General features: G+C 72.6%; 10 protein-coding genes and 1 tRNA gene. 4 read left to right on the forward strand and 7 right to left on the reverse strand.

Going from position 1 to position 12404, the window contains the following annotated elements:
* Positions 1–53: 53 nt before the first annotated feature.
* The gene (locus ACFY2L_RS33545; RefSeq protein WP_390824227.1) at positions 54–1451 is read right to left on the reverse strand and encodes a GntP family permease; all 1398 of its coding nucleotides are present in this window, start codon (positions 1449–1451) and stop codon (positions 54–56) included.
* A gap of 37 nt (positions 1452–1488) precedes the next feature.
* Entirely contained in the window at positions 1489–2007 is a 519-nt protein-coding gene (locus tag ACFY2L_RS33550; protein ID WP_390824228.1) for a gluconokinase, read from the reverse strand.
* Between the two features lie 143 nt (positions 2008–2150).
* Between ACFY2L_RS33550 and ACFY2L_RS33555 the strand changes: the two genes are divergently transcribed.
* Positions 2151–2852, forward strand: a complete 702-nt coding sequence (locus tag ACFY2L_RS33555) for a FadR/GntR family transcriptional regulator (protein WP_390824229.1) — start codon at positions 2151–2153, stop codon at positions 2850–2852.
* Positions 2853–2874: 22 nt separating this feature from the next.
* On the opposite strand, the gene ACFY2L_RS33560 is transcribed toward ACFY2L_RS33555, so the two are convergent.
* The 4 genes from ACFY2L_RS33560 to ACFY2L_RS33575 form a co-directional block, all read right to left on the reverse strand.
* The gene (locus tag ACFY2L_RS33560; protein ID WP_390824230.1) at positions 2875–3276 is read right to left on the reverse strand and encodes a YchJ family protein; all 402 of its coding nucleotides are present in this window, start codon (positions 3274–3276) and stop codon (positions 2875–2877) included.
* 177 nt (positions 3277–3453) lie between these two features.
* Entirely contained in the window at positions 3454–4797 is a 1344-nt protein-coding gene (locus ACFY2L_RS33565; protein ID WP_390660742.1) for a M1 family metallopeptidase, read from the reverse strand.
* 74 nt (positions 4798–4871) lie between these two features.
* Positions 4872–8732 (reverse strand): Pls/PosA family non-ribosomal peptide synthetase, encoded by a 3861-nt coding sequence (locus ACFY2L_RS33570; RefSeq protein ID WP_390824231.1) that lies wholly within the window; start codon positions 8730–8732, stop codon positions 4872–4874.
* 268 nt (positions 8733–9000) lie between these two features.
* Positions 9001–9085: transfer RNA gene (locus ACFY2L_RS33575), tRNA-Leu, on the reverse strand.
* A 269-nt stretch (positions 9086–9354) separates the two neighbouring features.
* Between ACFY2L_RS33575 and ACFY2L_RS33580 the strand changes: the two genes are divergently transcribed.
* From ACFY2L_RS33580 to ACFY2L_RS33590, 3 genes are all read left to right on the forward strand, one after another.
* Positions 9355–10674, forward strand: a complete 1320-nt coding sequence (locus ACFY2L_RS33580; RefSeq protein WP_390660744.1) for a M20/M25/M40 family metallo-hydrolase — start codon at positions 9355–9357, stop codon at positions 10672–10674.
* Positions 10675–10831: 157 nt separating this feature from the next.
* Complete coding sequence (gene chpH, locus ACFY2L_RS33585; protein WP_390660745.1) at positions 10832–11065, forward strand: chaplin ChpH; 234 nt, start codon at positions 10832–10834, stop codon at positions 11063–11065.
* Between the two features lie 178 nt (positions 11066–11243).
* The gene (locus tag ACFY2L_RS33590) at positions 11244–12140 is read left to right on the forward strand and encodes a chaplin family protein (protein ID WP_390824232.1); all 897 of its coding nucleotides are present in this window, start codon (positions 11244–11246) and stop codon (positions 12138–12140) included.
* Between the two features lie 69 nt (positions 12141–12209).
* Here the strand turns inward: ACFY2L_RS33590 and ACFY2L_RS33595 are convergent, their stop codons facing one another.
* A complete protein-coding gene (locus ACFY2L_RS33595) occupies positions 12210–12398 on the reverse strand; it encodes a DUF5703 family protein (RefSeq protein ID WP_040896034.1) in 189 nt (62 codons plus the stop codon).
* Positions 12399–12404: the final 6 nt, after the last annotated feature.

A 12404-nucleotide genomic window follows, 5' to 3' on the forward strand; every position in this document is an offset into this window, starting at 1 on the left:
CGAAGATCCGGTTCGATCCTGGTTCAGGGCCCGGGGGACGGCCGGCGGGGTGGTCACAGGATCAGGGAGAGCAGCAGGACCAGGCCGCCGGCGACCACGGAGATCAGGGTCTCCATGACCGACCAGGTCTTGAGGTTCTGGCCGACGCTGAGGCCGAAGTACTCCTTGACCAGCCAGAAGCCGGCGTCGTTGACGTGGCTGAAGAACAGCGAGCCGGCGCCGATGGCCAGCACGAGCAGGGCCGCGTGGGTGGTCGACATGTCGGCGGCCAGCGGGGCGACCAGACCGGCCGCCGAGACCGTCGCCACCGTCGCCGAGCCCGTCGCCAGCCGGATCGCCACCGCGATCAGCCAGGCCAGCAGCAGCGCCGGGACCGACCAGTCCTCGGAGATGTCCAGGACCATCTGGCCCACCCCGCAGTCGATCAGCGTCTGCTTGAAGCCGCCGCCCGCGCCGACGATCAGCAGGATCCCCGCGATGGGCGCGAGGCCCTTCTCGACCAGCCCCGATATCCGCTCCTTCGAGAACCCGGCCGGCCGGCCCAGCGTGAAGATGCCGACCAGGACGGCCGCGAGCAGCGCGATCAGCGGGGAGCCGACGACGTCGAAGACGCGCTGCACGGTGTGCGCCGGGTCGTCCACGACGATGTCGACCAGCGCCTTCGACAGCATCAGCGCGACGGGCAGGAGGATCGTGGCCAGCGTGGCACCGAAGCCGGGGCGGTTCTCCAGCTCCTGCGAGGGCCGCTGGGGGATCATGCGGTCGGGCGCCGGGACGTCCACCCACCGGGCCGCGAACCGGGAGAACACCGGTCCCGCGATGACGACCGTCGGGACGGCGACGAGCACACCGAGCGCCAGCGTGACGCCCAGGTCGGCGCCGACCGCGTCGATCGCGACCAGCGGCCCGGGGTGCGGAGGCACCAGCCCGTGCATCACGGACAGACCCGCCAGCGCCGGTATGCCGATCCGCATGAGCGAGTAGTTGCCCCGCTTCGCCACCATCAGCACCACGGGGATCAGCAGCACGACGCCGACCTCGAAGAACAGCGGCAGTCCGATCACCGAGGCGATCAGCACCATCGCCCACGGCATCGAACGCCCGCCCGTCCTGGCGAGGATCGTGTCGACGATCTGGTCGGCGCCGCCGGAGTCCGCGAGCATCCGGCCGAGGATCGCACCGAGCGCGATCAGCACGCCCACACTCGCCACCGTGGCGCCGAGCCCGGTCGTGAAACTGGTGATGACCTTGTCCGGCGGCGCCCCGGCGAACGCGCCGAGCGCGAGCGAGCCGATGGTCAGCGCCAGGAAGGCGTGAAGCTTGAACCGGGTGATGAGCAGGACGATGACGGCGATGCCCGCCAGTACGGCGATGCCCAGCTGAACGTGGCCGGCCGAGGTGATGGGCTCGGCGGTGTCCGCTGCCAGCATCTCGACGCTGAGTCTGGTCACGGTGGTCCCTTGCGGTGATGGGGAGGGGAGAGGGGAACTAACGACGGGTGCCGGACAGCCCGGCGAGCGCCTGCGCGGCCCGCCCGGTGATCTCCTCGGGCGTGCCGGAGACGTCGACGACGACCCCCGCCTCGTCCGGCTGGATCGGCTGCAGCGTGGCGAACTGGGAGTCGAGCAGCGCGGTCGGCATGAAGTGACCCCGCCGGCGCGCCATCCGGGCCTCGATCAGCGCACGGTCGCCCGCGAGGTGCACGAACACGATCCCCGGGGCCGAGGCCCGGAGCCGGTCCCGGTACGAGCGCTTCAGCGCCGAACAGCTCACCACCCCGCCCAGCCCCTCCCGCTCCCGCGCCCAGGCCCCGATGGCGTCCAGCCACGGCCACCTGTCCGCGTCGTCGAGCGGGGTGCCGGCCGACATCTTGGCGATGTTGGCCGACGGGTGGAAGTCGTCGCCCTCGGCGTAGGGAACGCCCAGCCGGGCGGCGAGCAGCGGACCGATCGTGGTCTTGCCCGTGCCGGCGACGCCCATCACCGCGACGACGTGAGGGGTGTGCATCTCTGCCTCGCTGTCTTCCGAGCCGTCCGACGACGACACCTGATGTCGACCGACACTGAAACCGATTAGATACGACTAATCAAGAGTCTGTGACGAATAAGTCTGACTTTTTGAGGCTGTGATCCACCACGTACTCTGTGTGCATGACCACTCCGGGCCGGGGTCTGCACGGCCAAGTACTGGACACCCTGGGCCCCGCCATCACCGCGGGCGACTACCCGCCGGGCAGTGTGCTGCGGACCGACGAACTGGCCCAGCGCTTCGACGTCTCACGCTCCGTGATGCGCGAGGCGGTCCGTGTCCTGGAATCCATGCACCTGGTCGAGTCCCGCCGCCGCGTGGGCGTGACGGTCCGCCCCAAGGCCGAGTGGAACGTCTACGACCCCCAGGTCATCCGCTGGCGCCTGGCCGGCGCCGACCGCCCGCACCAGCTGCGCTCGCTCACCGTCCTGCGCTCGGCGATCGAGCCGGTCGCGGCGGGCCTGGCGGCCCGGAACGCCACGGCCGCGCAGTGCGCCGAGCTGACCGAGTGCGCGCTCGGCATGGTGGCCCACTCGCGCGGCCACCAGCTGGAGGGCTACCTCCTCCACGACGTCGCCTTCCACCGCGTGATCCTCACGGCCTCCGGCAACGAGATGTTCGCCCGCCTCGGCGACGTCGTGGCCGAGGTCCTGACCGGCCGCACCCATCACGAGGTCATGTTCGAGGACCCCGACCCGGCCGCCGTCACCCTCCACGTCCAGCTCGCCGAGGCCGTCCGCGAGGGCGACGCCCCGCGCGCCGAGCACCTCACCCGCGAGATCACGGCCGGCGCCCTCCAGGAACTGGACGTCCTGGCCCCGTAGACCGGCCGGGAGGCCCGTCGGGTCAGTCCAGGAAGTCCCCGTCCACGTAGACCCACGCCCCGTCCACCCGCTCGAACCGGCTGTTCTCGTGCAGCGAGCCGCCCCGGAAGGACGCCCGGAACTCCACGGTCCCCGTCCTGTGGAACGCCGACCCGTCCGTCGTGCCGAGGATCTCCAGCCCCGTCCACCGCATCCCCGGATCGAGCTCCAGCCGCGCCGGCCGGGTCCGCGGATGCCAGGTCCGCATCAGATGTGCCGCGTCGCCCCTCACGAACGCGGTGTAGCGCGAACGCATCAGGGCCTCGGCGGTCGGGGGGCCTGCGGGGGTCCCCGCGGCGGGGCTCGACCCGGACGGGGAGAGATAGCGGCCGCAGCAGGCCTCGTACGCCCGGGGCAGCCCGCACGGGCAGGAACGCGTCGTCATGCGGCCATTCTGCTAGGGGGTGTTTCGAAAGTCCCGCAGAGCACCCGCGGCGCCCGGCACGCACCCTCGCCGCACCGGCCGAAGACCCAAGTAGCTCCGCTACGAGGGCCTTCGTCCGGCACGCCGAGGGCACGCACCGAACACCGCGGGCACCGCACAGGACTTTCGGAACACCCCCTAGGCGCTCGCACGGGTCTCGGCCATCGGCAGCGGTGGCAGCGCCGTCCCGTACACCCACGCCTCGAACAGCTCGTCGAGCGGCTCGGGCGTGAACCGCGCCGCGTGGACGGCGAACATGGACGTCGTCACCGCGCCGCCCCGGTGCAGACCGAGCCAGCCGCGCAGCATCCGGAAGAACGCCTCGTCGCCGAGGGCGCAGCGCACCGCGTGCACGGCGAGCCCGCCGCGCTCGTACAGCCGGTCGTCGAACATCGACTTGCGGCCCGGGTCGGCGAGCTTCAGATCCTGCGGCAGGGAGGAGAGCAACCGGTGTGCGGCGGCGGCGAGTTGCTGGGCGCTGCGGCCGCCCGACCGCTCCGACCACAGCCACTCCGCGTACTTCGCGAACCCCTCGTTGAGCCAGATGTGCCGCCAGTCGGCGATGGACACGCTGTTGCCGAACCACTGATGGGCCAGCTCGTGCGCCACCAGCCGCTCCGAACCCCGCGCCCCGTCCACATGGTTGGCGCCGAACAGCGACAACCCCTGCGCCTCGACGGGGACGTCGAGCTCCTCCTCGGTGACCACGACCGCGTACTCGTCGAACGGGTAGGGCCCGAAGAGCTGCTGGAACAGGTCCATCATCCCCGGCTGCCGGGCGAAGTCACGGGAGAACTCCGGCAGCAGGTGCGCGGGTATGTGCCCGTGCATCGGCACCCCGCCGAGACCCGGATCGCCCAGCAGCACCGTCTGGTACTTGCCGATCGACAACCCGACCAGATAGCTCGACGTCGGCGCCGGCTGCTCGTACACCCAGGTCGTCGTCGACGCCTTCGTCGTACGGGTCAGCAGCCGCCCGCCCGCCACCACCGCGTACGCCGACGGCGTGGTGACCGAGAGCAGATACGACGCCTTGTCGGCGGGACGGTCGTTGCACGGGTACCACGAGGGCGCCCCCACCGGCTGGCTCGCCACCAGCGCGCCGTCCGCCAGCTCCTCCCAGCCGAGCCCGCCCCAGGGGGAGGACACCGGCTTGGGGTTGCCCGACCAGTGCACCTCCACCGTGAACGCCGCCCCCGCCCGCAAAGCCTTGGCGGGCCGCACGCGCAGCTTGCCGCCCCGGTGCGTGTAGTGCGGCTGCCGGCCGTCCACCCGGATCCGCCCGATCCTGAAGTCGGCCAGGTTCAACTGGAATTCGGTCAGCGCCGCACGCCCCGCGATCGCGTTGATCCGGGCCGTCCCCGACAGCCGGTTCGGGCCGGGACGGTAGTCCAGCGTGAGTTCGTAGCGATGCACCCGGTAACGGGGATCGCCGTTGCCCGGGAAATACGGGTCCGGACCCACCGACTGCTGCACTGCCACTTCCGTGTCCGCTCCCTGCGCCGTACTCGAACCACCCGTCGCTGCACCGCCCGCGGTCACCGAGTGGCCCAGATTCAGGGACGCCATGCCTCGATCGGGTTGCCCAGCCAGCGGGTGTCGTCGGGGACGGACTCCGCGGCCATGACGAGCGACGCGGGACCCAGGGTCGTACGGGCCCCGATCGTGCTGCCGGGCAGCACGATCCCGCCAGGACCCAGCGTGGCGCCCTCACGGAGGACCACAGTATCCGTCCGCAAGATCCGGTCGTGGAAGAGGTGAGTCTGCAGGACGCACCCCCGGTTGACCGTGACCCCGTCCTCCAGCGTCACCAGGTCCGCCTCGGGCAGCCAGTAGCTCTCCACCCACGCGCCCCGGCCGATCCGCGCCCCGAGCGCCCGCAGCCACGCCGTCATCACCGGCGTACCGGGCACCGCACCCGCCAGCCACGGCACCGCCACCACCTCGACGAACGTGTCCGCCAGTTCGTTGCGCCACACGAAGGAACTCCACAGCGGATGCTCCCCGCTGCGGTGCCGCCCCACCAGCAGCCACTTGGCGGCGACCGACAGCAGACAGGCCGCCGCACCCGCGCCCAGCAGCACCGGCCCGCCGAGGAGCGGCGCCCAGCCGCCGAGGGCACACAGCGCGGCCACCGTCAGCACGGCCAGCCCCGCCGAGCAGAACACCGGCACGATCCGGCACAGCTCCACCAGCGCGCGCGCCCACAGCAACCGCGCGGGCGGATCGTACGTACGGCTCTGATCGCCGCGGGCGCTGCTGCGCGGCAGCTTCACCGGCGGCAGACCCAGATAGGAGCTGCCCTTCTTCGCCTTCTTCGGCGTCGCCGACAGCACACCGACCAGCCCGCCGTCCGGCACGCTCCGGCCCGGCGCGGTCATCCCCGAGTTCCCGAGGAACGCCCGCCGCCCGATCTGCGCCCGCCCGATCCGCACCCAGCCGCCCCCCAGCTCGTACGGCGCGGTCAGCGTGTCGTCGGCCAGGAACGCGCCCTCGCCGACCGTCGTCAGGCTGGGCAGGGCCAGCACCGTCGACACCTCGGCGCCCCTGCCGATCCGCATCCCCAGCAGCCGCAGCCACACCGGCGTGACCAGCCCGGCGTACAGCGGGAACAGGGTCTCGCGGGAGCGGTCCATCAGCTGCGTGACCGTCCAGGCCTGCCAGCCCACCCGGCCGTGCGTGGGGTGCGTGCCCTCGCGCAGGCCCAGACTGAGCAGCCGTACGGCGACCAGGAGCAGCAGGGCGTACGCCAGCCCGTAGGCGAGCGTCGCCGGGACCAGCGCCGCCGCGGCCCCGCGCAGCGCCCCGCCGAGCCCCGGACCCGGGGTGACGAACACGCCGGCCACCAGCAGCGCGGCCCCGGCCGCCGCCACCGGCAGCAGGTTGAGCGCGAGGCCGGTCAGGCCGTACATCACCTGCCAGTACCTGCCCCGCGGCGGCCGCTCCGCGGGCCAGTTCCGCTTGGCCTTGCCGAGTTTGACCGCGGGCGCCCCCGCCCAGCGCTGTCCGGTCGGGATCTGCCCGGTGACCGCCGAGCCCGGCGCCACCTCGGCACGCTTGCCCACCCGGGCGCCCGGGAAGAGCATGCTGCGCGTGCCGACGACGGCGTGCGCGCCCACCTTGACCGCGCCGATCTCCAGCCGGTCCCCGTCCAGCCAGTACCCCGACAGGTCCACCTCCGACTCCACGGCCGCACCCCGCCCCAGCTTCAGCAGCCCGGTGACCGGCGGCAGCGCGTGCAGGTCCACGTCCGGCCCGATCCTGGCGCCCAGGGCACGGGCGTACCGCTCCAGCCAGGACCCGGTCAGCGAGGTGGCCCCGCTGAACTCGGCCAGCCGCTCGGCCGCCCACAGCCGCACATGCACCGCCCCGCCGCGCGGGTGGCGGCCGGGCCGCACCCCCCGCAGCAGCAGCCGCGCCCCGCCCGCCGCGAGGGCGATGCGCCCGGGCGGGGTGAAGAACAGCAGGGCCCCGGCGGCCACCAGCCACCAGGGCGCCGCCGGCAGCCAGCCGTAGCCGGGCAGCAGCCGGCCCAGCGCGGCCAGTACGACCGTCCAGCGCAGGGCGAGCAGGGTGAACAGCGGAAGGAGCAGCAGGAGCTGGACGAGCTGCGCCTTCCTCGGAACCGGCGCGACCGTGCGGCTGCCGCCGTCGTCCTGCGCCGACTCCTCCAGCCGGCGGGCCAGCTTGCGCAGCACCGGCTGCTGATAGATGTCGAGGACGGCGGCGCTCGGGTAGCGCGTGCGCAGCCGGGTGGTGAGCTGGGCGGCGGCCAGGCTGCCGCCGCCGATCGCGAAGAAGTCGTCGCGGGCCGAGGCGACCGGGATGCCCAGCACCTGCGTCCACTGCTCGGCGAGCCAGGCCTCGGTGCCGTACAGGTCCTCACCCGCGGGCACCTCGACCGTGTCGAGCGGCCACGGCAGCGCGTCGCGGTCGACCTTCCCGGACGTACGCGTCGGCAGGTCGTCGACCGGCGCGAGCAGCGGCACCAGGGCGGCGGGCAGCGCGGCCCGCAGCCGCTCCACCGCCTCGGCCCGGTCCCAGCCGTCCTGCGGGACGACGTACCCGACGAGCAGTTGGTTGCCGCCGCGCGCCGTCCGTACCGCCGCGGCCGCCCCCGCCACCCCGGGCAGCGCCCGCAGCGCCGCGTCCACCTCGCCCAGCTCGATGCGCCGGCCGCCGAGCTTGATCTGCTCGTCGGCCCGGCCGAGGAAGACCAGCCCCTCGGGCTCGGCCCTGACCAGGTCCCCGCTGCGGTACGCCCGCTCCCAGCCCAGCGACCGCAGCGGCGCGTACTTCTCCGCGTCCTTCCCGGCGTCGAGGTAGCGTGCGAGCCCGACCCCGCCGATCACCAGCTGACCGGTCCCGCCCATCGGCACCGGTTCGCCCGCCTCGTCGACGACGGCGAGCTCCCAGCCCCGCAGCGGCAGCCCGATCCGGACCGGTTCCTCTCCCGACATCAGCGAGGCGCAGGCGACCACGGTCGCCTCGGTCGGCCCGTACGTGTTCCAGACCTCCCGCCCCTCGGTCACCAGGCGCTGCGCCAGCTCGGGCGGGCAGGCCTCCCCGCCGAAGATCAGCAGCCGTACGTCGTTGAGGGTCTCGGGCTCCCAGAGCGCGGCCAGCGTGGGCACGGTGGAGACGACGGTGATCTCCTGCTCGACCAGCCACGGCCCGAGATCGGCGCCGCTCCTGACCTGCGACCGGGGCACGGGCACCAGGCAGGCGCCGTACCGCCAGGCCAGCCACATCTCCTCGCACGAGGCGTCGAAGGCCACCGACAGCCCGGCCATCACCCGGTCCCCTGGCCCGAGGGGCTCCTCGGTGAGGAACAGCGCGGCCTCGGCGTCCACGAACGCGGCGGCGGCGCGGTGACCGACGGCGACGCCCTTCGGCTTCCCGGTGGAACCGGAGGTGAAGATGATCCACGCGTCGTGCTCGACACCGGGCCGGGCGGCCGGGACGTCGGACACCCCGTGCACGGCGATCTCGTGCCCGGCGCCGACGACGGCCCGCACCCCCGCCTCCCCGAACACCAGCTCGGCCCGCTCGTCGGGGTCCTCGGCGTCGACGGGGACATAGGCGGCACCCGCGGCGAGGACGGCCAGGATCGCCACGTAGAGGTCGTTGGTGCCGGACGGCACCCGCACCCCCACCCGGTCCCCGAGGCCGACCCCGGCGGCGGCGAGCCGCCGCCGCAGCCGCTCCACCTCGACGGCGAGCGCGCGGTAGGTCAGGGGCGTGGTGCCGTCGTCCAGGGCGGGCTCGTCCGGGTACGACCGCACCGACGCGTCGAAGACGTCGACGAGGGTGCGCGGAGAGGTGGCCGGGCCGCCGGAGAAGCGTGCCGTGTCACCGAGCTGGGCGATTTCTTCGTCGAGCAGGCCGAGAGCACCGCTCTCGTGTATGGCTGCCATCGGTCCTCGCGTCTCGATCCCGGAAGCCTCCGGGGCGCCGACGGGCCCGCAGGTCTGCCTGGGGTTGTCCGGGCCGGCTCCGTAACAAGCCGGAAATTTTAGTACGACGCTAGGGTCGTCCCCTTGTGTCAGCCAGCGGAGAGGGCCGTTCGGGGCCCGCCGGGACAGGAGGTGGGGGAGGTGACCTGCGTGATCTTCGGCCGGGGAGACATCGGCCACACACGAGCGAGGGCCGCGACCAGTGGTCGCGGCCCTCGCTCATCTCGCGTGTCCGAGGGGGGACTTGAACCCCCACGCCCGATAAAGGGCACTAGCACCTCAAGCTAGCGCGTCTGCCATTCCGCCACCCGGACAAGGTGTCTGTCGTGCGGGGTTTCCCTCGCGGCGACGTCGTAAACATTACCAGGCTTTCCGGGGTGCCCCGATCACAGGTGTCGGCCGGGCGGACGCGGCCGGCGTGAACGGCGTGAACGGCGTGTGACGGGCCGGGAGCGGTCTTGGGCCGGGGCGGCACGGAGGGGGAGGATGAAGGAGGCCACCGGCAGTCACGGCGGCCACCGGCGGTGACGGTCACCGTCAGCAGGGACGGCGACCGTCGGCAGGGACAGCGGGAGGAAGCAGCGTGAGCGACACGGCCAGGAGCGTCACCGGCGAGGACGAGGTCGTGGACCTCTGCCGCGAGCTGATCCGCATCGACACCAGCAACTACGGCGACCACTCGGGTCCCGGCGAGCGCAAGGCGGCCGAGTGGGTCGCCGAGAAGCTCGCCGAGGTGGGTCTCGAACCCCAGATCTTCGAGTCGCATCCGGGGCGCGCCTCCACGGTGGCCCGCATCGAGGGCGAGGACCCGTCCCGGCCCGCGCTGCTCATCCACGGCCACACCGACGTCGTCCCCGCCAACGCGGTCGACTGGACCCACCACCCCTTCTCCGGTGAGATCGCGGACGGGTGCGTCTGGGGCCGGGGCGCCGTCGACATGAAGGACATGGACGCGATGACCCTGGCGGTCGTCCGCGACCGGCTGCGCTCCGGGCGCCGGCCGCCGCGCGACATCGTCCTCGCGTTCCTGGCCGACGAGGAGGCCGGCGGCACGTACGGCGCCCGCTATCTCGTCGACCGCCACCCGGACCTCTTCGAGGGCGTCACCGAGGCGATCAGCGAGGTGGGCGGGTTCTCGTTCACCGTGAGCGAGGAGCGGCGGCTCTACCTCATCCAGACGGCCGAGAAGGGCATGCACTGGATGAAGCTGACCGTCGCCGGCACCGCCGGCCACGGCTCGATGATCCACCGGGACAACGCGATCACCGAGCTGTCCGAGGCCGTCGCCCGGCTCGGCCGCCACACCTTCCCGGTGCGGGTCACCAAGACCACCCGGGCCTTCCTCGACGAACTCGGCGACGCGCTCGGCACCGAGCTGGACCCCGAGGACATGCAGGCCACGCTCGCCAGGCTCGGCGGCATCGCCAAGCTGATCGGCGCGACCCTGAGCAACACCGCCAACCCCACCCAGCTCGGCGCCGGCTACAAGGTCAACGTCATCCCGGGCGAGGCCACCGCGCACGTCGACGGACGGTTCCTGCCGGGGCACGAGGAGGAGTTCCTCGCCGACCTCGACCGGATCCTCGGCCCGAAGGTGCGGCGCGAGGACGTGCACTCCGACAAGGCCCTGGAGACCTCCTTCGACGGGACGCTCGTGGAGGCCATGCAGTCGGCGCTGCTCGCCGAGGACCCGACCGCGAAGGCCATCCCCTACATGCTCTCGGGCGGCACCGACGCCAAGTCCTTCGACGACCTCGGCATCCGCGGCTTCGGCTTCGCGCCGCTGAAGCTGCCCCCGGAGCTGGACTTCGCCGGCATGTTCCACGGGGTCGACGAGCGGGTGCCGGTGGACGGGCTGAAGTTCGGCGTGCGGGTGCTCGACCGGTTCATCGACGCGTCCTGAATCGTCCCGGTGGAACCGGGTTCTCATGAATCGGTCGCCTGTGCGGACATGACTGGGAAGAGTGAATGCGACGATAAGCGCGTAGCCTCATTAATTCCGCCTCGTTGTTGCTGATGCGATTCGCTGCTTGGAATCGCTTTGCCAACAAGGAGGAATAATGATCAAGAAGGTCGTCGCTGCTGCGGCTGCCACGGGTGGGCTGGTTCTCGCGGGTGCGGGCCTGGCCGTCGCCGACTCCGGTGCCCAGGGTGCCGCGGTGCACTCCCCGGGTGTCGTGTCCGGCAACGTGATCCAGGTTCCGGTGCACGTCCCGGTGAACGTCTGCGGCAACACGATCTCGGCGATCGGGCTGCTGAACCCCGCCTTCGGCAACGTCTGCATCAACAAGTGACGTCGACCCGCTGAGGGGCCGTCCACACCGTCGGCCCCGGAGCGCGCGCCATGCGCTCCGGGGCCGTCCGGTCTTTTCCGAAGGAATGGCCGAAGAAGTCGAACGACTCGAATGTCCACGAGAACTGGAATGATGCGGGAATTCGAGTCGAGGACGAGATCGAAAGCAGGAAACAGCAATGCGACAGGTCACCCGCAAAAGCCTCATGACCGTGGCGGCTGCCACGGGGGTGATCGCCGCCGCCGGCGGCTACGCCCATGCCGACTCGGGCGCGATCGGCTCAGCCACCGACTCGCCCGGCGTCGTGTCCGGCAACTCGGTCCAGGTGCCGGTGAACGTCCCGGTCAACGTGTGCGGCAACACCATCGACGTCGTCGGGATCCTCAACCCGGCGTTCGGCAACTCGTGCGCCAACACGGGCGGCGGCCACCGCGCACCGGCGGGCCACGGCGACGAGGACGGGGGGTACGGCGGCGGCCACGGGGGCGGCCGGCACGGCGGGGGCCACACCGGTCACGGCGGCGGCCACAACGGCGGCTGGGGCGGTCACGGCGGCCACGGCACGGGCTCGGGCTCGGGCGGCGCGCACGCGGGCGGCCACACCGGCGGCTCGCCCGGTGTCGGCTCCGGCAACCACGTCCAGGTCCCGGTCGACGTTCCGGTGAACGTGTGCGGCAACAGCGTCGGCGCCGTCGGGATCCTGAACCCGGCCTACGGCAACGACTGCGACAACGGCGGCGGCCACGGCTACGGCACGCCTCCGACCCGCGGCCACGAGACGCCGGGCGAGCCGGGCCACCAGGTCCCCGGCAAGCCGGGCCACCAGGCCCCCGGCAAGCCGACCGAGCCCGGCCGGTCCACCCCCTCCGGCCCCGAGGCCGTGCCCTCCACCCCGGGCCATGTGACGCCGGCCCGTTCCGTGACCGGCCACCAGAGCTCCGGGACCTCCCTCGCGAGCGGCGCGCAGCTCGCGGAGACCGGAAGCGAGCTGCCGATCGGCCTCGCCCTGTCCGCCGGCGCGGGTGCGCTGCTCGCGGGCTCGCTGATCTACCGCAAGGCGCGCGCCTCCCTGTGACGCCCCCCGGCGCCGCACGACGGAACGGGCCCCGCCTCGGCGGGGCCCGTTCCGTCCGTCTCGCTCACCTCACCACGTGGCGCGCACCTGACGGATGATCCGCCGGCGCAGCCGCACCCTGCGGCTGCCGTCACGCATCAGGCTGAGGCGGTGCAACTCCCAGTGTCCGTACTCGGCATGGTCGGTCAGCAGACGTGTCGCCTCCTTGCGGGAGACCCCGCGCGGTACGTACACGTCGACAAATTCGTATTCCGGCATCGCATC

The sequence above is a fragment of the Streptomyces sp. NPDC001381 genome (assembly GCF_042895685.1).
In the GTDB taxonomy this organism is placed as follows: domain Bacteria; phylum Actinomycetota; class Actinomycetes; order Streptomycetales; family Streptomycetaceae; genus Streptomyces.